This is a genomic window from Mycolicibacterium boenickei, from assembly GCF_010731295.1.
Lineage (GTDB): Bacteria > Actinomycetota > Actinomycetes > Mycobacteriales > Mycobacteriaceae > Mycobacterium > Mycobacterium boenickei.
Genome location: NZ_AP022579.1, coordinates 6262813 through 6281029, shown reverse-complemented (window position 1 = coordinate 6281029; position 18217 = coordinate 6262813). Strand labels below are relative to the sequence as shown.

16 protein-coding genes are annotated in these 18217 nt (G+C 67.7%); 9 read left to right on the top strand and 7 right to left on the bottom strand.

Annotated elements, in window-relative coordinates; translation table 11 throughout:
* The first annotated feature begins 19 nt into the window (after window positions 1–19).
* From G6N57_RS30075 to G6N57_RS30065, 3 genes are read left to right on the top strand one after another with little or no spacing between them, the layout of a single operon-like run.
* Window positions 20–1219 (top strand): acyl-CoA dehydrogenase family protein, encoded by a 1200-nt coding sequence (locus tag G6N57_RS30075; RefSeq protein ID WP_077743956.1) that lies wholly within the window; start codon window positions 20–22, stop codon window positions 1217–1219.
* A 28-nt stretch (window positions 1220–1247) separates the two neighbouring features.
* Entirely contained in the window at window positions 1248–2720 is a 1473-nt protein-coding gene (locus G6N57_RS30070) for an aldehyde dehydrogenase family protein (RefSeq protein ID WP_077743955.1), read from the top strand.
* The gene (locus G6N57_RS30065) at window positions 2717–3856 is read left to right on the top strand and encodes a CaiB/BaiF CoA transferase family protein (RefSeq protein ID WP_077743954.1); all 1140 of its coding nucleotides are present in this window, start codon (window positions 2717–2719) and stop codon (window positions 3854–3856) included. Before G6N57_RS30070 ends, G6N57_RS30065 begins: the two co-directional genes overlap by 4 nt.
* Window positions 3857–3895: 39 nt before the next feature.
* Here G6N57_RS30065 and G6N57_RS30060 read toward each other — a convergent pair whose 3' ends face one another.
* A complete protein-coding gene (locus G6N57_RS30060) occupies window positions 3896–4780 on the bottom strand; it encodes a LysR family transcriptional regulator (RefSeq protein ID WP_097925762.1) in 885 nt (294 codons plus the stop codon).
* Window positions 4781–4851: 71 nt separating this feature from the next.
* Between G6N57_RS30060 and G6N57_RS30055 the strand changes: the two genes are divergently transcribed.
* A complete protein-coding gene (locus G6N57_RS30055) occupies window positions 4852–5568 on the top strand; it encodes an SDR family oxidoreductase (protein WP_077743953.1) in 717 nt (238 codons plus the stop codon).
* Between the two features lie 7 nt (window positions 5569–5575).
* On the opposite strand, the gene G6N57_RS30050 is transcribed toward G6N57_RS30055, so the two are convergent.
* The gene (locus tag G6N57_RS30050; protein ID WP_077743952.1) at window positions 5576–6427 is read right to left on the bottom strand and encodes a dienelactone hydrolase family protein; all 852 of its coding nucleotides are present in this window, start codon (window positions 6425–6427) and stop codon (window positions 5576–5578) included.
* Between the two features lie 148 nt (window positions 6428–6575).
* Here G6N57_RS30050 and glmS point away from each other — a divergent pair, with 148 nt between their 5' ends.
* Window positions 6576–8453, top strand: coding sequence for a glutamine--fructose-6-phosphate transaminase (isomerizing) (gene glmS, locus G6N57_RS30045; RefSeq protein WP_077743951.1), 1878 nt, complete (start codon window positions 6576–6578; stop codon window positions 8451–8453).
* Window positions 8454–8541: 88 nt separating this feature from the next.
* Window positions 8542–9495, top strand: a complete 954-nt coding sequence (locus tag G6N57_RS30040) for an alpha/beta fold hydrolase (protein WP_077743950.1) — start codon at window positions 8542–8544, stop codon at window positions 9493–9495.
* On the opposite strand, the gene G6N57_RS30035 is transcribed toward G6N57_RS30040, so the two are convergent.
* A complete protein-coding gene (locus G6N57_RS30035) occupies window positions 9459–10217 on the bottom strand; it encodes a DeoR/GlpR family DNA-binding transcription regulator (RefSeq protein WP_077743949.1) in 759 nt (252 codons plus the stop codon). The genes G6N57_RS30040 and G6N57_RS30035 overlap by 37 nt on opposite strands.
* Before the next feature lie 35 nt (window positions 10218–10252).
* Complete coding sequence (locus G6N57_RS30030; protein ID WP_077743948.1) at window positions 10253–12235, bottom strand: PTS mannitol transporter subunit IICBA; 1983 nt, start codon at window positions 12233–12235, stop codon at window positions 10253–10255.
* Between the two features lie 194 nt (window positions 12236–12429).
* On the opposite strand from G6N57_RS30030, the gene G6N57_RS30025 reads away from it, so the two are divergent.
* Window positions 12430–13509 carry a zinc-dependent dehydrogenase gene (locus G6N57_RS30025; RefSeq protein WP_077743947.1) on the top strand — a complete coding sequence of 360 codons (1080 nt, stop codon included), beginning with the start codon at window positions 12430–12432 and terminating at the stop codon, window positions 13507–13509.
* 2 nt (window positions 13510–13511) lie between these two features.
* Here the strand turns inward: G6N57_RS30025 and G6N57_RS30020 are convergent, their stop codons facing one another.
* Both G6N57_RS30020 and G6N57_RS30015 read right to left on the bottom strand, forming a co-directional pair.
* Window positions 13512–14180 carry an MSMEG_1061 family FMN-dependent PPOX-type flavoprotein gene (locus tag G6N57_RS30020; RefSeq protein WP_234815558.1) on the bottom strand — a complete coding sequence of 223 codons (669 nt, stop codon included), beginning with the start codon at window positions 14178–14180 and terminating at the stop codon, window positions 13512–13514.
* A 12-nt stretch (window positions 14181–14192) separates the two neighbouring features.
* Window positions 14193–15152 carry a PDR/VanB family oxidoreductase gene (locus G6N57_RS30015; RefSeq protein ID WP_077743945.1) on the bottom strand — a complete coding sequence of 320 codons (960 nt, stop codon included), beginning with the start codon at window positions 15150–15152 and terminating at the stop codon, window positions 14193–14195.
* A gap of 66 nt (window positions 15153–15218) precedes the next feature.
* On the opposite strand from G6N57_RS30015, the gene G6N57_RS30010 reads away from it, so the two are divergent.
* Complete coding sequence (locus G6N57_RS30010) at window positions 15219–15869, top strand: TetR/AcrR family transcriptional regulator C-terminal domain-containing protein (protein ID WP_234815559.1); 651 nt, start codon at window positions 15219–15221, stop codon at window positions 15867–15869.
* On the opposite strand, the gene G6N57_RS30005 is transcribed toward G6N57_RS30010, so the two are convergent.
* The gene (locus tag G6N57_RS30005; RefSeq protein ID WP_097925763.1) at window positions 15755–16738 is read right to left on the bottom strand and encodes a DMT family transporter; all 984 of its coding nucleotides are present in this window, start codon (window positions 16736–16738) and stop codon (window positions 15755–15757) included. The genes G6N57_RS30010 and G6N57_RS30005 overlap by 115 nt on opposite strands.
* Before the next feature lie 57 nt (window positions 16739–16795).
* Between G6N57_RS30005 and pdxR the strand changes: the two genes are divergently transcribed.
* Entirely contained in the window at window positions 16796–18208 is a 1413-nt protein-coding gene (gene pdxR / locus G6N57_RS30000; RefSeq protein ID WP_077743943.1) for a MocR-like pyridoxine biosynthesis transcription factor PdxR, read from the top strand.
* The last annotated feature ends 9 nt before the right edge of the window (window positions 18209–18217 follow it).

Below are 18217 nucleotides of genomic sequence, written 5' to 3'. Positions count from 1 at the left end.
CTCGCTTAGGAGTTACCTCATGACGACCACCGCTGCCGCTCCGGCTGCCAAGAAGTCCGTCTACCGGCCGTTGGAGTTGTTCGATACCGACCGGTTGCTCGATCAGGATGAGCGCGATATCGCCGCGACGGTCCGCCAGTTCGTCGATACCCGGCTCAAACCGAATGTCGGTGAATGGTTCGAATCGGCCACGTTGCCTCGGGAGTTGGCCAAGGAGTTCGGCGGCCTCGGGGTACTCGGGATGCATCTGCAGGGGTATGGCTGTGCGGGCACCAATGCCGTGAGCTACGGGCTGGCGTGTATGGAGCTGGAAGCCGGTGACAGTGGGTTCCGCAGTTTCGTCTCGGTGCAGGGCTCGCTGTCGATGTTCTCGATCTACCGCTACGGCTCGGAGGAGCAGAAGAACGAGTGGCTGCCCCGGCTCGCGGCCGGGGAGGCGATCGGGTGTTTCGGTCTGACCGAGCCTGATTTCGGTTCCAACCCTGCCGGGATGCGCACCCGGGCGCGTCGCGATGGTTCGGATTGGGTGCTCAACGGCACCAAGATGTGGATCACCAACGGCAACCTGGCCGATGTGGCCACGGTGTGGGCGCAGACCGACGACGGGATCCGGGGTTTTGTGGTGCCCACCGACACCCCGGGCTTCACCGCCAACGAGATTCACCGCAAGCTGTCCCTGCGCGCCTCAGTGACCTCCGAGCTGGTCCTGGACAATGTCCGGTTGCCGGCTTCGGCGCAGCTGCCGCTGGCCGAGGGGCTCTCGGCCCCGCTGTCGTGTCTGAACGAGGCCCGGTTCGGCATCGTGTTCGGTTCACTGGGTGCGGCCCGCGACAGTCTGCAGACCGCGATCGACTACGCCGGTGCGCGTGAGGTGTTCGACCAGCCGCTGTCCAGTTACCAGCTCACCCAGGAGAAGCTGGCCAACATGACCGTGGAACTCGGCAAGGGCATGCTGCTGGCGATCCATCTCGGCCGCATCAAGGACGCCGAAGGGGTGCGGCCCGAGCAGATCAGCCTGGGCAAGCTCAACAACGTGCGCGAAGCGTTGGCCATCGCGCGGGAGTGCCGGACCTTGCTGGGCGGCAGCGGCATCACCCTCGAATACTCACCGCTGCGCCACGCCAACAACCTCGAATCGGTCCTCACTTACGAAGGCACCTCCGAAATGCACCTGCTGTCCATCGGCAAAGCCCTCACCGGCCAAGCCGCCTTCCGCTGAGCCGCCGCAACCTGATTGGAGCAATCGGATGACCACGCACACACCCGCGCGTCTGCGGCACCTCATTGCCGGACAATGGATTTCCGGCGAGGGTGACAGCGTCCGCAGTGTCGATCCTTCGCGGCCACAGTCTGTCGTCGCAGAAGGCGGGGCCGCGAGCGCAGACCACCTCGAAGCGGCGGTGGCAGCTGCCGGCGACTCGGTTCGCGCGTGGGCAGCCACCCCGATGGCGGCGCGCGGCGGCGTGCTGCTGGCCGCGGCCGAGATCCTCGACGACAACGCCGGCGAGTGGGGGCGCGACCTGTCGGTGGAGGAAGGCAAGACGCTGGCCGAAGGCATCGGTGAAGTGCGTCGCGCGGCCCAGATCCTGCGTTACTACGGCAACGAGGGGGACCGGCAGGCCGGCGAGATCTATGCCTCCCCGCGGGCCGGTGAACAGATCCTGGTGACCCGCAAGCCGATTGGGGTCGTGGGCGTCATCACCCCGTTCAACTTTCCGATCGCCATCCCGGCGTGGAAGATCGCACCGGCCCTGATCTACGGCAACGCGGTGGTGTGGAAGCCGGCGAGCACCGTGCCGTTGCTCGCGACGCGCCTGGCGAGTGCGCTCGACATCGCGGGTCTGCCCGCGGGTGTGCTCAATTTGCTCATCGGCGGCTCGGCCATCGGAGACGGGATCGTCAACCATCCCGGCGTCGATGCCGTCACCTTCACCGGATCCACCGATATCGGGCGGCGGATCGCCAGCATGGCAGCCGCCCGTGGGGTGCCGGCGCAAGCCGAGATGGGCGGTAAGAATGCCGCCGTTGTGCTCGACGACGCCGATCTGGACCTGGCGGTCGAGCAGGTGATGTTGGGTGCCTTCCGGTCGACCGGCCAGAAGTGCACGGCCACTTCCCGATTGATCCTCACCGAGAACATCGCCGACCGTTTCCTGGACGCGCTCGTCGACCGGGCCGGGGCACTCGTCGTCGGCGATCCGGTTGATGAGGCCACTCAGATGGGGCCGGTCGTCAGCGAGTCGGCACACAAGTCCATCACGACCGGCATCGAAAGTGCGCGGACCCAGGGGGCGACAGTCCTGGCCGGCGGGCAGTCGTATACGGACGAGATGCGGGCTCAGGGCTACTTCATCGCGCCGACGGTCATCGAACTCGGCGACCGGCCCGCCGACCTGTGGACCGACGAGTTGTTCGGCCCAGTGCTCGCGGTGCGCCGCGCGGCCGACGCCGAGGAAGCGTTCGCGCTCGCCAATGACAGCGAATTCGGCCTTTCGGCAGCGGTTTTCACCCAGGACCTGACCCGCGCCCTGCAGGCGATCGAACACATCGACGTCGGGGTGCTGCACGTCAACTCCGAATCCGCGGGTGCGGATCCGCATGTGCCGTTCGGTGGCGCCAAGAAGAGCGGGCTGGGTCCGAAGGAACAGGGATCGGCTGCCCGGGAATTCTTCACCCACACCACAACGGCGTACGTGCGCGGCGGAGCGCCGCGCTCATGATCGCCGGCGCACTCGACGGAATCACCGTCGTCGACTTCAGCCGCGTGCTCGCCGGCCCGTACGCCACGATGATGCTCGGCGACTTCGGGGCGGACGTCATCAAGATCGAACGGCCGGGCGTCGGGGACGACACCCGCGAATGGGGCCCGCCGTATGACGCAGACGGCGTGGCCACCTACTTCAATTCCGTCAACCGCAACAAGCGTTCTGTGGTGCTCGATCTCACCGATCCCGACGACGTTGCCCGGGCCCGCGAGCTGGTCAGCGGCGCCGACATCGTCGTCGAGAACTTCCGGCCGGGCACCATGGAGAAGCTCGGTCTCGGTTACGACACCCTCCGCGAGATCAAACCCGACCTGATCTACTGCGCCATCACCGGATTCGGCCGTGCCGGCGGCGCCGAGCTGCCCGGCTACGACCTGCTGGTCCAGGCCGTCGGCGGGCTGATGAGCATCACCGGCCCACAACCCGGCGAGCCGACCAAAGTTGGTGTTGCGATGGTCGACGTGCTCACCGGCGCGCATGCCCTCAGCGGAATCCTGGTGGCACTGGCCCATCGTGACCGTACGGGGGAGGGGCAACGCGTCGACACCGACCTGTTGTCAGTGTTGTTGTCTTCCATGGTCAACCAGGCCTCGGGATTCCTGGGGGCCGGCGCCGTCCCGGCCGCCATGGGCAACCGGCACCCCAGCATCGCGCCGTATCAAACCTTCAACACCGCCGATCGCCCCATCGCGCTGGCCGTCGGTAACGACAAGCAGTTCCGGCTGCTGGTCAATGCGCTAGGCCTCGACGCGCTCGCCGACGACGAACGCTTCACCTCCAATGCCTTACGGGTGCGCCATCGAGATGCACTCTGCGCACTCCTGGAGGCCAGGTTCAGCGATCACGGCGCCGACCACTGGTACGACGTCCTCACGTCCGTTGGGGTGCCCGCCGGACCCATCAACGACATGGCCGAGGCGTTCAGCTTCGCCGAGAAACTGGGTTTGGCCGCGACGGTCCCGGTGCCCGGAAGCAGCACCCCTCAGGTCGCCAACCCGGTGTCGCTGTCGGCGACGCCGGTGCAGTACCGCAGCGCACCGCCCCGGCTGGGGGAGCACCTGCCCAGCGACGCCGCAGGCATCACGGCGTGAGCAAGGTGGTTGGCTGGGTGGTGTAGCTGCTCGGCGTGATCACGTTGTCTGATCCCGGCACGCCAGCGCGGCCGCGACGAACTCGTCTCGTATCGGGTTGTCGGTGGCTGCATTCCAGATCAGGGTGACGCGACTCGGGCCGAGGTCCTCGATCGGCACCGCACGCACGTCTGGCCGCCGGTAGTACGCGGTCGTGGAGTGCGGCAGGATGACGAAACCCTCACGCGCGGCGACATGTTCGAGTTTGTCCTCCACGGTGCGGAACTCTTCGCGGGGTGGTGCCCAACGTTGGCCGGGCCCGACGATGTCGGTCTGCCAGCCCGGAACCATCGCGGGGTCCGGCAGCAGCAACACGCGTGATGCGAGATCCGCCAACCGTACCGATCCGCGCGCCACCAGATCGTCGTCGGCGGGCAACACCGCGTCCATCGGCTCTTCCAGGAGCGGGGCGCTGCCCAGCCCGCGGTGGTCGACGGGTTCGCGCGCGTAGACCACATCCACCTCGCCGGACCTGACCAGCTCGGCCTGCTGCTGCCACGGGATCTGGCGCACCACCGCGCGGCGGCGCGGGTCGCCTGCCTCGAACGCGGCGGCCGCCGCGGTCGCGCGAAGCCCGGCCATCACCCCGACCGTCACGGTCACGGTGTGCCCAGCGGCTCGGGCCAACCGCTGCCGCAGCGCTCGGGCGTCGTCGAGCAGAACTTTGGCATCCTGCAGCAACTGGGCGCCGGCGGTGGTCAGTTGGGTACCGGCGCTGTCGCGGAGGAACAGTTGGGTACCGAGCTCGTTCTCGAACGACCGGATCTGTCGTGACAGCACGGGCTGCGCGATGTGCAGGCGCTGCGCGGCACGCCCGAAATTGAGCTCCTCGGCGACTGCGACGAAATACCGCAGCTTGCGCAGGTCGAGATCGGGCACGCCCATGCCTTGAGGGTATCGCCGAACGGCGAAAAGAGTCTTGGACGACCGAGCTCGGGTGAACTCACAGTGGACTCATGAACCTCAAGAACGCACGGGTCCTGGTCGTCGGCGGTACCTCGGGTATCGGTCTGGGCGTCGCGGAAGCGGTGGTGGACCGAGGCGGCATCTCGATCGTGGTGTCGCGCAACCAATCCAACGTCGATCGCGCCGTGGCCGGACTCGGCGAGACCGCTCGCGGGATGACTGTCGACCTCGGTGACCCTGCGTCGCTCAGTCACCTCGTCGACGAGGTCGGGCAGATCGAGCATCTCGTGTTCACCGCAGGGGAGTCACTCACCATGGTCGGACTGGCGGAACTCACCGCCGAAGTGATCGGTGACTTCCTCGGCACCCGCTTCACCGGCCAACTGCAGGTCATTCGCGCTTTCGCGCCCCGGATCACCCCGGGCGGGTCGATCACGTTGACCAGTGGCACGGCCGCTGAGAAGCCCGGACTGGGAGTGCTGCCCACCGCGGTCTGCGGTGCGATCAACGCGATGACCCGGGCCCTGGCCGTCGAACTCGCCCCGCTGCGCGTCAATGCTGTTGCCCCGGGGCCGATCCGGACACCACTGTGGTCGGCGCTCGGTGAGGCGGATCGGGACGCGGTGTACGAGCAGTTCGCGAGCAATCTCCCCGTGGGCCGGATCGGAGAACCCACCGATACCGCGTCGGCCTACGTCTATCTGATGGAACAGGAGTTCGGCACCGGCGTGGTGCTGACCGTCGACGGCGGTACCACCCTGGTGTGACGCCCGGCTACGGCTTGAGCAGCGCCACGACCTTGTCCTCCAGTGCCACCGGATCGGCGTTCGGGTCGGCGTGCTCGGTGTGCGGCAGATCGCCCTCAGGATCAGCGAAGTCGCGGTAGGTCTTGTCGCCGGCCAATGTGGCCAGCAGGTACCCGGTGAGCAGGCCGCGGACGATCTTCTGGGTGTCCTTGTCTGCGCCGGGGAGCCCGATGAAACGCGCCAGGCGACGCCCCTCGACCAGACCACCGGCCTGCGCCTTGCTGACCGTCCGCAGCGTCGCGCCGTCCCACGCGCGGGCCAGTTCCACGGCGTTCGAGCGCAGTGTCATCGGGTCGCCGGGGGCAGTCAGGACCAGGCCCGGTACCCGCAGCGTCGACGCGGGCTGTTCGGCCGGCGGCTTGGTCACGGTCGGGAACAGCGACACCACGGCCTTCGGGCGGGCCGGGTCACCACCCATACCGGCGGCGGCGAACACCGCGGCCGATCCGCCGAAACCGTGCCCGACCACACCGCGCTTCCCCGGGTGCACGCTGATCTTGCCGGTCCCCAGCCGCACCCCGGTGATGATCTCGAGGGCCGCGCCCAGATCGAAGGCGAAATTGAGCACTGACGGAGCCAGGCCCGTCTCGGTGTCGGGCGCCGCCGCGACGATGCCCCACGACGCCAGGTGCTCGAGCGTGCCGGTGTAGTTCTCCGCGCGTGTCATCCATTCGTGGCCGAACACCACACCGGGCAGGTTCAGGCCGGACTCGGGTGTGTACACCACTCCTGGCATGCCGGCGAACGCCAGGTCACCGCGCAGAACCCGATGCGGTCCGCGGCGGGTCAACCCCGCGAAGAGCTTCTTTGTGCTGGCCACGCGTTGACCGTAGCGCAGGCCGTCGCGGCGCGTGAGCGGGCCGATCGCGCCTGAGGCGCGCCCGGGTGGTTTCGCCGTGGGGTGATATGTGTCAAACGCCGTCGCGCGGAATCGGGCCAGCGCTCCGACTGCACTACCCTGGGACCCTATGTGTGGAATCGTCGGCTACGTCGGGGCGCGCCCGGCCCGAGACATCGTGGTCGACGCGCTGCGCCGGATGGAATACCGCGGCTACGACTCCGCGGGCATCGCGCTGATCGACGGCAACGGCGGGTTGACGGTACGTCGCCGCGCGGGCCGGCTGGCCAACCTGGAGGCCACCCTCGCCGAGACCGACGAAGGTGTGCTGACCGGTAGTACCGGCCTCGGCCACACCCGCTGGGCCACCCATGGCCGTCCCACCGACCGCAACGCGCATCCGCACCGCGACGCGGCGGGCAAGATCGCCGTCGTCCACAACGGCATCATCGAGAACTTCGCCGTCCTGCGCGCCGAGCTGGAGGCCGCCGGGGTCGAGTTCGCCAGCGACACCGACTCCGAGGTGGCCGTGCACCTGGTGGCCCGGCAGTACGCCGACGGCGACACCGCCGGGGACTTTCCCGCCTCGGTGCTGGCCGTGCTGCAGCGCCTGGAAGGCCACTTCACCCTGGTGTTCGCGAACGCCGATGATCCGGGCACGATCGTCGCCGCCCGCCGGTCCACGCCGCTCGTCGTGGGTATCGGCGAGGGAGAGATGTTCGTCGGCTCCGATGTGGCGGCTTTCATCGAGCACACCCGCAATGCCGTCGAACTCGGTCAGGATCAGGCTGTGGTGCTGACCGCCGACGGCTACCGGATCACCGACTTCTTCGGCCGGGACGACCTGGAGGCCGGCCGGGACTACCGGGAATTCCACATCGACTGGGACCTGGATGCCGCCGAAAAGGGTGGCTACGACTACTTCATGCTCAAGGAGATCGCCGAGCAGCCGGCCGCGGTCGCCGACACCCTGCTGGGGCATTTCGTCGACGGCCAGATCGTGCTCGACGAGCAGCGCCTGTCCGATCAGGAACTGCGCGAGATCGACAAGGTCTTCATCGTCGCCTGCGGCACCGCCTACCACTCCGGTCTGCTGGCCAAATACGCCATCGAACACTGGACCCGGCTGCCCGTCGAGGTCGAGCTCGCCAGCGAGTTCCGCTACCGCGACCCGGTGCTGGACCGCAGCACCCTGGTGATCGCGATCTCGCAGTCCGGCGAGACCGCCGACACGTTGGAGGCGGTGCGGCACGCCAAGACCCAGAAGGCCAAGGTGTTGGCGATCTGCAACACCAACGGCAGCCAGATCCCGCGCGAGGCGGACGCGGTGCTCTACACCCGGGCCGGGCCGGAGATCGGTGTGGCCGCCACCAAGACGTTCCTGGCCCAGATCGCGGCGAACTACCTGGTGGGGCTGGCGCTGGCGCAGGCCCGCGGGACCAAGTACCCCGACGAGGTCGAGCGCGAGTACCACGATCTGGAGGCCATGCCGGCATTGATCGGCCGCGTGCTGGCCGGCATCGAATCGGTGGGGCAGTTGGCCCGGCAGTTCGCGACGTCGCCGACGGTGCTGTTCCTGGGCCGGCACGTCGGCTACCCGGTGGCGCTGGAGGGTGCGCTCAAGCTCAAGGAGCTGGCGTACATGCATGCCGAGGGCTTCGCCGCCGGCGAGCTCAAGCACGGTCCGATCGCGCTGATCGACGAAGACCTGCCGGTGATCGTGGTGATGCCGTCACCCAAGAACGCGCAGATGCTGCACGCCAAGCTGCTGTCCAACATCCGCGAGATCCAGGCCCGCGGTGCGGTGACCATCGTGATCGCCGAGGAGGGTGACGACACCGTCCGGCCGTACGCCGATCACCTGATCGAGATCCCGGCGGTGTCAACGCTTTTCCAGCCGTTGCTGTCGACCATCCCGCTGCAGGTGTTCGCGGCCGGGGTGGCCCGGGCGCGCGGGTACGACGTCGACAAGCCGCGCAACCTGGCCAAGTCCGTCACCGTCGAGTAGCGGCTGCACCTCGAATGTCGGCTTGTGTGCGAGTTTCCGGAGAAATTTCGCACACAAGTCAACGTTGGACGACGTTGATCGAGGTCTGATGGATCTACGGGTTCCCGAGGTCAACATCGCCGGGCGGTGGGACCGGGGTGGGCTGGGAGCGTTCGTCTCCGATGCCGCGTTCGAGCATTTCCTTGGCACGTACCGGGCCGGGATGGCGGCTTTGCCGCAGTTCGAACTGTTCGACGTGCCAACCTCGTTCGGGTCCGTGCGGGCTTACCGTTTCGCCGGGCCGGACGCGGGCGCACCGGTGGTGCTGTTGCCGGGCCGCAACGCGTCGACGCCGATGTACCGAGGCAATCTCGGGCCGCTCCTGCAACGCCGCACGGTCTACGGCATCGACCTGCTCGGTGAGGCGGGTCTGTCCGTGCAGCACAGGGCGATTCGCGGGGGTGCGGACCAGGCGCAGTGGCTCGACGAGGCACTGGCCGGTCTCGAGCTGGACAAAGCGCATCTGCTCGGGGTGTCGATCGGCGGCTGGACCGCCGTGAACTACGCGGTGCACCGGCCGCGGCGGATCGCTTCGCTGGCCCTGCTCGACCCGGTGGTCACCTTCACCGGCATCCCGGCCAAGGCGATGCTTGCCTCGGTGACGCTGTTCGCGCCGGGGGTGCCGGAGAGTTGGCGCCGTCGGGTGCACAGCTGGATAGCCGGCGGCTCCGACATGGCGGGCGCCGAGATCGAGTCCGCGCTGATCGATGCCGGGGCAAAGGATTTCACGCTGCGCACCCCGATGCCGCAACTGTTCACCGATGACCAGTTGCGGAGGCTGGACGTTCCGGTGCTGGCGTTGATCGCAGGCCGCAGTGTCATGCTCAAGCCAGATCGCGCAGTCGTGCGGGCACGAGAGCTGTTGGCGCGCGGGCAGGTCGAACTCTGGGCCGATGCTTCACATGCCATCAACGGCGAATATCCGGAAGAGATCGCGCGACGTGCGGGGCAGTTCTGGGACGATCCTCAGGCGCGGATCACCGACGGCCCCAACGCTTCGTAGCGTTGCGCTTCCCCCGGGGGCAACTCGGTGCCGGTGACGATGGACTCGAAGTCGGAGACATTCGCGAACCGGCAGAAACTCGTCTCCCCGAACTTGGAGTGCGCGGCCACCAGCACGCACCGTTGCGCGACCTGCACCGCGGTCTGCTTCACCGCCGCCACGGCGGGATCCGGTGTGGTGAGGCCGTGCTCGGCAGTGATTCCGTTGGTGCCCAGGAAGGCGATGTCGATGACCAGGCTGCTCAACCGCTCCACCGCCCAGTGGTCGACGGTGGCCAGGGTGCGTCCGCGCATGCGCCCACCGATCATCATGACGGTCACCGTCTCGCTGTGTGCCAGCGCTTCGGCGGCCAGCAGCGAGGACGTCACCACGGTCAGCTCCTGATCGGCGAGCTGTTCGGCGATCAGCCGCGGCGTGAAACCCTCGTCCAGGTAGACGGTTTCGGCGCCGTGCAACAGATGTGCCGCCGCGGCGGCGATGCGGTGTTTCTGGGCCAGATCCACCTGGCTGCGGTATTCGACCGTGGATTCGAACGCGGCGGTCTCCAGGGGGATCGCGCCGCCGTGCACCCGTTTGAGTAGGCGCCTGCCGGCCAGGGCCTTGAGGTCGCGGCGGATGGTCTCGGCCGCCACGTCGAGTTCCTCGGCCAGCGTCAGCACCTCGACGCGGCCCCGGCTGCGCGCGAACTCCACGATGCGACTCTGACGGGTATCTGAATCCACGCTTGCCATTCTGGGGCACCCGGGTGTGGCGTCGGCTATTTGCTGTCCGAAAGCACTGCACGTATGTCGTCGGCGCTGGTCGCCGCCCGCAGCCGGGCCACCTCGTCCTTGTCCAGGAAGACGTGGGCGATCTTGGTCAGCAGGGCCATGTGGTCATTGCCCAGCCCGGCGATGCCGACGACGAACTCGGCGGGCTTGCCGTTCCAGTCGATGGGTTCGGGGTAGCGCACGAAGGAGATCCCGGTGCGGCGGATCGCGGTCTTGGCTTCGTTGGTGCCGTGGGGGATGGCCAGGCCGTTGCCCATGTACGTCGACACCGACTTCTCGCGCTCGTGCATGGCCTCCACGTAGGCCGGGTCGACAGCATCCGCTGCGACCAACAGGGCACCGGCCTCGTCGATGGCGGCGTCCGCCGAGGTGGCGGTGCCGGCCAGCACGATCGATTCCAGCGGCAACACCTCACTCGCAGTGCTTTCGGGCTGCTGTTCGGTTTTCTGGTCTTCGCGCAAGGGCTCATCGGCAGCTTTCGCAGCGGATTCTGAGTTGGTGTCTCGCAGCATCTCGACGATCTCGTCGTAGCGCGGTGTGCTCATGAAATCCTCGACCGAGACGTGAACGGCCGAAGCGGTTTTCAGCCGGGCCCGGTCGGTCAGATCGCGGTGCGTGACCACCAGGTCGTAGGTGTCGGTGAGGTTCGCGATCGATTGGTTGGTGACGGCGATGTCACCGAAGCCTGCGGACCGAATCTTCTTGCGCAGCACCGACGCACCCATCGCCGATGACCCCATGCCGGCGTCACAGGCGAACACGATGTTGGACACCGGCCCCCGGGGCGCACCGACCAAAGCGGACGCCACGCTGGATTTCTTGCCCTTGAGGGCCTCCATCTCCGCGGTGGCCGCGGCCAGATCGGGTTCCTCAGCGGCCCGGTCGGTCTTGAGCAGCAGCGAGGCGACGACGAACGAGACGGCGGTGGCCCCGAGCACCGACAGCGTCACGCCGAGGAAGCTGCCGCCTGCGGTCTGCGCGTAGATCGCGATGATCGAACCGGGCGCGGCCGGGGCGCGCAGCCCGGAGCCGAACAGTACGTTGATGAAGACGCCGGTCATGCCGCCGAGGATGGTGGCCGCGATCAGCTTCGGCTTCATCAGCACATACGGGAAGTAGATCTCGTGGATCCCGCCGAAGAACTGGATGATCGCGGCGCCCGGTGCCGAGGCGCGGGCGGCGCCGCGGCCGAACACCATGAACGCCAACAGGACTCCCAGGCCGGGGCCGGGGTTGGTCTCCAGCAGGAACAGGATCGACTTGCCGGTCTCCAGCGCCTGGGTGGTGCCCAGCGGGGTCAGCACCCCGTGGTTGATGGCGTTGTTGAGGAACAGCACCTTGGCCGGCTCGATGAGCAATGAGGTCAGGGGCAGCAGGTCGTGGCTGACCAGGAAATCCACCGCGTTTCCGGCGGCACGCGTGAACGACGACACGATCGGTCCGACACCGAAGAACCCCAGGATGGCCAGCAGCATGCCGAGAATCCCTGCGGAGAAGTTGTCGACGAGCATCTCGAAACCAGGCCGGATCTTGCCCTCCCAGAGCGCGTCGGCCTTCTTCATCGCCCAACCGCCCAGCGGCCCCATGATCATCGCGCCCATGAACATCGGGACGTCGGCGCCGGCGACCACCCCCATGGTGGCGATCGCGCCGACGACGGCACCGCGGTTGCCGTGGATCATCCGGCCGCCGGTGTATCCGATCAGGACAGGCAGCAGGTAGGTGATCATCGGGCCGACGATGCCCGCACCGTCGTAGCTGCCCCAGCCGCCGATCCTGGCGACCCAGCCGTCGGGGTCTCTGAGTCCGGACAAGATGGCCTGCAGCCAGCCCTGCTCGATGAACAGGGCCGTGATCAGGCCCCAGGCGATGAAGGCGCCGATATTCGGCATCACCATGTTCGACAGCGAGGTGCCCAGCTTCTGCACGTGCACCCGAACTCCGGTGCGTGGCGCTTCGACAGTGGACATCTGACGACCTCCGATCTTGCCGGCTGCTGGGTGACGCCGGTCACATGCCCACTCAGTACACCGCATAAGTGGGCACTAGTGCAAGCAATCGGGCGTAAATGGGCAGAAGAAAATGTGGTTTTATGACCGGATTGGGGTTAGGGTGCTGATATCAACTCGGTTACCGCCAGTCCCTGTGAGTCGAGAGGACCGTCATGAAAGCCCTGCGCTACTACGCCCCCGAGGACGTCCGACTGGAGGATGTGCCGGAGCCTCAATGCGGCCCCGACGAGGTGAAGATCCGGGTGCGCAACTGCTCTACCTGCGGCACCGACGTCAAGATCCTGCACAACGGGCACCAGAACCTGACCCCGCCGCGCACCATCGGCCACGAGATCGCCGGTGACATCGTGGAGGTGGGTGCCCAGGTAAACACCGCGAATGGCACCGATTGGGCTGAGGGGGACCGGGTTCAGGTGATCGCGGCGGTCCCGTGCGGCGAGTGTCACGAGTGCCGCAAGGGCTGGATGGCCGTCTGCCAGAACCAGACGTCGATGGGCTACCAGTACGACGGCGGCTTCGCCGAGTACATGATCGTTCCGCGCCAGGTTCTCAAAGTCGATGGGCTGAACCGGATTCCGGACAACGTCGGTTACGACGAGGCGTCGGCGGCCGAACCGTTCGCGTGCGCGATCAACGCGCAGGATCTGCTCGGCATCGAAGAGGGGGACACCGTCGTGGTGTTCGGTGCCGGCCCCATCGGCTGTATGCACATCCGCATCGCGCGCGGTGTACACAACTGCGGCCCGGTGTATCTCGTCGACGTGAACGAAAGCCGGCTCAAGATGTCGGCGGATGCCGTGCATCCCGACGAGGTGATCAACGCGTCGGAGGTCGACGTGGTCGAGAAGGTGATGGAACTGACCGGCGGCCGCGGCGCCGACGTCGTCATCACCGCCACCGCGGCCAACGTCACCCAGGAGCAGGCCATCGCCATGGCGGCCCGCAACGGGCGCATCTCGTTCTTCGGTGGACTGCCCAAGACCAACCCGACCATCACGTGTGATTCGAATGTGGTGCACTACCGGCAGTTGCACATCCACGGGGCCAATGGCTCCGCGCCGGAGCACAACAAGCGTGCGCTGCAGTACATCTCGACCGGCCAGGTTCCGGTGAAGGACCTCATCACACGCCACATCCCGCTCGACGAGGTGCTCGACGCCTTCTCGATCGTGCAGAACGGTGAGGCCATCAAGGTGACGGTCGAGCCCGCTGCTGCGACCGCATCAGTCTGAGATCAGTACAGCTCGTTCTCGTAGTGATCGTCGATCACCGCATGGAGTGACCCGGCGAGGTCGCCGAGTTTCTCGGCCATCTTCGCCGCGCTCTCGGTAATCGAGAGGGTGTAGAAGTCGCCGCCCAACGTCACGGCGTGGGCCAGTCCGCGGCTGTCGCCCTCCCACAGCTTGGCCCGGATCACCGCCTTGCCGCATTGCCCGAACACTTCGCGGATGCGCACGATGGTGGCCAACACAGCGGGTTTGCCGTCGGCGCTGAGCATCTCGAGCAATTCGGGGTCGTCGGTGACGAACGCGTCGCCGTTGACCCGAATGACCTCGCGGATGCCCGGCACAAAGAAGACCAGACCGACCGCGGGGTGGGTGGTGATGTTCTCGTGGCTGTCGGCAAGTTTGTTTCCCGGGCGGTCGGGGATGGCGAGCGTCCACGGGTCCAGGATCCGCACCGAACCCGGTGGGTCTCCTCGCGGGCTGGTGTCCAACTGGCCGTCGGCGCCCACGGTCGCCATGCAGAAGAACGGGCTGTGGGCGATGAACCGGGCCGAGAACTCACCCAGCTTCGGTTCTTTCTTCTCCGCGATGAACCGTTCGGGGTGCCCGACGATCTCCCTGATCCGCTCCATCGAGACGGGGGTGTACGAGTCTGCCGCTGTACCTGGCGTTTTCATCATCGGGCCCCTTCAGACATCGAGCACGAGCCGCGGAGTGCGGGCCCGGGACACACAGATGAACATGCGATCGTTGGCGGCTCGCTCGGACTCGGACAGAATGTCGTCGCGATGATCGGGCACTCCCTCGACTACGGCGGTCTCGCAGGCACCGCAGATACCTGAACGGCACGACGACGGCACGTTGACGCCGGCACCTTCGAGCGCGCCGAGAATGCTCTGGCCCGCTTCGACATCGACGGTCTTGCCCGACGCCGCACACACCACCTCGACCGGCTTGTCGTCGACGGCCGGCGCCCGTTTCCTCGGCGTGAAGCGCTCGAGACGCAGGCTGTCCGCCGGCCAGTGCGCGGTGGCATCCTGCAGCGCCGACAGCAGCGCCGACGGGCCGCAGGCATAGATCTTCGTCCCGCACCGGACCTGGGCGAAGTGCTCACCGAGAGGGATGCGACCGTCGGCGTCAGAGGCGTAGAAGCTCACCCGTTTTCCGTATTCCCGGAGCTCGTCCGAGAACGGCATCGAGGTGGCGGTGTGTCCACCGTAGAGCAATTTCCAGTCCAGGCCCCAGGATTCGGCCTGGCGGATCATCGGGAGGATCGGGGTGATTCCGATGCCGCCGGCCACGAAGACATATGAGCCGGCCCGATGCAGCTCGAAGGTGTTCCGCAGAGCGGCGACCGTAAGTTGTTGTCCTGGCCGCAGAAACGCGTGCACGTACTCGGAACCGCCGCGGCTGGTCCGTTCCCGGCGTACCCCGATGCGGTAGTACGACCGCTCACCGACCGGGCCGCACAGCGAGTACTGGCGCTGGATACCGGTCGGCAGGAGTAGATCGATGTGCGCTCCGGGTTCCCAGGCCGGCAGCAACTCGCCGGAACGCGGCTGCAATTGCACGGACACCACGCCGTCGGCCTCCCACCGAAGTTGGCGGACGGCGACGCCGATCCCGTCGGCTGTCGGCTGACTGCCCACAACACATCCTCCTTCCGTATTAACAGTGTTAATCGCAGGTCAGAGCGTAGTGTTAACATCGTTAACGTGTCAACCGCCTCGACTGGTCACGATCGCGTGGCGCTGGGCGACCTGTCGGTGGCCCGCGTGGTCGCGGAAGCCCTGGCCCTGGTCAACGCCGGCGGACTGGAATCGCTGACCATGCGCCGGTTGGCCGACCGGCTGCGGGCTCACCTACCGACGATCTACCGGCTGGTCGACGGCAAGGACGCCCTCATCGACGAGATGGCCGAGACGATTCTGGCGAAGGCGCTTGAAAACTCCGACACTGCCGACTCGGAGTGGACCGCTCGCGTCAAAAGCCTTGCTGCGGGCCTGCGTTCGGCTCTGCTGGCGCAGCGCGACGGAGCCCGAATCGTCGGCGGCAACTACGCGGCCAAGCGGGCCAATCTGACCTTCGTCGATACGCTGGTCGGCAGTATCCAAGCGGGCGGTCTGGCTCGCGAACGCGCCTTGTGGGCTGCCAGCTCGCTGTTCTGCTACATCCTCGGCGAGGTGCTGGAACAGCAGGGCGCGGCCGGAGGTGAGGCCGAGACGCTCGACGGCGTGGTGCAGACCGGGGACTATCCGCACCTTGCGTCGAGCCCCGTCGAGCGGCTGCTCGACTTCGACGCGCGATTCGACTTCGGGCTGAACCTGCTCATCTCGGGCATGCGTTCCGGTGCGGGCGGTCCCTGACCGGCGACACCGTTGTTGCTCATGCCCAGCGCCAGGCCGCACGCGATCAGACCGATGCCGGCCCACACTGCGCTGCCGGGAATCGCCCCGGTGACCGGGATGCCGATCGCCGCGGCCGCCACCGGTGCCACGCCGGTGAGCAGCCCGGCCCGCCCGGCGCCCAGCCGGCGCACGCACGTGTACCAGAGCACGAAGGCGAGCGCGGTGACGCACACGGCCAGATAGCCGATCGCCAGGATCTCGCCGCTGTCGAAAGCGCCTGCCGCACTCCACCCTTCGGTGGTGAGCGCGAGGGTGCCGAAGATCACCGCAGCCATCCAGGTGGTGTGCACCGAGACCCCTGCGGCGCCATGTGAACCGAGCACCGGCACCGCCAGCAGCGTGAAACCGGCCTCGCAGGCGAAAACGACTACGGCCCACAGCAGTCCGATGGCATCGGTGCGGCCCAGCTCTTCGACGATGACCGCCCCGACGCTCACCACCACCGCGGCGGCCACCACACGTGCCTGGGTGCGGTGCCCTTCGAGTAGGGGTCCGCCGACGGCCAGCGCCAGCGGCACGCACGCCACCGCGACCGCCAGCGCCGCGGGTTCGGCGTGGCGCGATCCGTACACCAGGGCCACGTTGAACAGCACCAGGCCGCTGACGGTGACGCCAAGCAGCCAGAGCCACTCGGTGCCTCGAGGGCGCCGCAGTCTCTGGCCGGTGAATCGGACCCATGCGAGCAACAGCAGACAGGCGATGCCGTAGCGCAATGCCTGCGCGGTGTGCACTGGCGCATCGGCGAGCGCACCCGAGACGGCAACGCTGCCGCCGACGAACGTCATGCCGAGGGCTCCGGACAGGCCGGCGCGGGTGGGGCTGGACATGTTCTCATGCTGGCGCCAATATGGTCCAACAAACAGAACCAAGTTTGGACATTTGTCATGGACCAAATCGCAGGCGCGGACTTCCTGCAACTCGATCCGTCGACCGCCCCGGCGCGCGGACTCACCGACTGGCTGGCCGACGCGCTGCGCACCGCGATCGCGGACGGGAAGCTCACGCCGGGCACCCGATTCCCGCCCACCCGGGTGCTGGCGAGCGAACTGGCAGTCTCCCGGGGTGTGGTCGTCGAGGCCTATCGGCGTCTCGCCGACGAAGGTCTGGTCAGCGGGCATGCCGGCGGCGGCACTCATGTACTCGCACAGCCAGTCCGGCCGTCCCGGGCCGAACCCGCTCCGCCGGCGCCGCCGGTGTCACGGCTGCCGCGCCCTCGCCTGCCGGTCGGTCAGGGAATCGACCTCTCACCGGGCGTGCCCGATCTGTCGGCATTTCCGCGCAGCACGTGGTTGCGCGCCGAACGCGCGGTGCTGGCCGAAACCTCGCCGGAAGACCTGGGCTACGGAGATCCTCGCGGCCATCCGCGGCTACGCTCCGCGCTCGCACCTTGGCTGGGGCGCACCCGCGGCCTGCGGATCGATCCCGATGACATCCTGGTGGTCGCCGGCGTCGCCCAGGCCGTTGCGTTGCTGGCCCAGCAGTTGCGCGATGAGGGCCTCGACACGATCGCGGTGGAAGATCCCGGCTCGCGCGGGGCCGTCGACGAACTCGAGTACTGGGGTCTGCGCCCGATGCCGGTTCCTGTCGACGCCGACGGCATCCGGGTTACCGAGTTGGCCGCCACCGGCGCACCCACCGTCTTCCTCACCCCGGCGCATCAGTTCCCGACGGGTGTGGTGCTGGGCCCGCACCGCCGACGCGAGCTGCTCGAATGGGACGGGGAGCTGATCATCGAGGACGACTACGACGCCGAATACCGCTATGACCGGGCACCCGTGCCCGCGCTGCACCCGTCGGCGCCCGATCGCACCGCGTATGCCGGGAGCACCTCGAAGAGCCTGGCCCCCGCGTTGCGTCTGGGCTGGGTGGTCGCGCCCCCGCGGCGGCGTCCCGGCCTGGTCGCGGCCAAGCATGCCACCGACCTCGGCAGCCCGACCCTCCCGCAGCTGGTGCTCGCCCGGTTGCTCGAGTCAGGCGAATACGACCGGCACGTTCGGCTGGTGCGCACGCGGCACCGGGCCCGCCGGGACGCCCTGCTGGAGGTGCTGACCGAGGCGCTGCCCGGGGTGACGGTGAGCGGTGTTGCCGCCGGCCTGCACCTGCTCGTCACGCTGCCCGAGGGCGCTGATGACATTGCGCTGGCGGACGACCTGCGTGATGCGGGCGTCCTGGTGCATCCCGTGTCGTGGCACCGGCGGCTGCCCGGATCGCCCGGTCTGGTTCTCGGGTATGCGTCGCAACCACCGGACCGGTTGCGCGAAGCCGCGGCCACGATCGCGCGGATCGCACGAAAGTGACGCAGCGGC

Coding starts and splice junctions, on each gene's coding strand:
- G6N57_RS30075 (WP_077743956.1), top strand. CDS start 20: ATGACGACCACCGCTGCCGCTCCGGCTGCCAAGAAGTCCGTCTACCGG.
- G6N57_RS30070 (WP_077743955.1), top strand. CDS start 1,248: ATGACCACGCACACACCCGCGCGTCTGCGGCACCTCATTGCCGGACAA.
- G6N57_RS30065 (WP_077743954.1), top strand. CDS start 2,717: ATGATCGCCGGCGCACTCGACGGAATCACCGTCGTCGACTTCAGCCGC.
- G6N57_RS30060 (WP_097925762.1), bottom strand. CDS start 4,780: ATGGGCGTGCCCGATCTCGACCTGCGCAAGCTGCGGTATTTCGTCGCA.
- G6N57_RS30055 (WP_077743953.1), top strand. CDS start 4,852: ATGAACCTCAAGAACGCACGGGTCCTGGTCGTCGGCGGTACCTCGGGT.
- glmS (WP_077743951.1), top strand. CDS start 6,576: ATGTGTGGAATCGTCGGCTACGTCGGGGCGCGCCCGGCCCGAGACATC.
- G6N57_RS30040 (WP_077743950.1), top strand. CDS start 8,542: ATGGATCTACGGGTTCCCGAGGTCAACATCGCCGGGCGGTGGGACCGG.
- G6N57_RS30030 (WP_077743948.1), bottom strand. CDS start 12,235: ATGTCCACTGTCGAAGCGCCACGCACCGGAGTTCGGGTGCACGTGCAG.
- G6N57_RS30025 (WP_077743947.1), top strand. CDS start 12,430: ATGAAAGCCCTGCGCTACTACGCCCCCGAGGACGTCCGACTGGAGGAT.
- G6N57_RS30020 (WP_234815558.1), bottom strand. CDS start 14,180: ATGAAAACGCCAGGTACAGCGGCAGACTCGTACACCCCCGTCTCGATG.
- G6N57_RS30005 (WP_097925763.1), bottom strand. CDS start 16,738: ATGTCCAGCCCCACCCGCGCCGGCCTGTCCGGAGCCCTCGGCATGACG.
- pdxR (WP_077743943.1), top strand. CDS start 16,796: ATGGACCAAATCGCAGGCGCGGACTTCCTGCAACTCGATCCGTCGACC.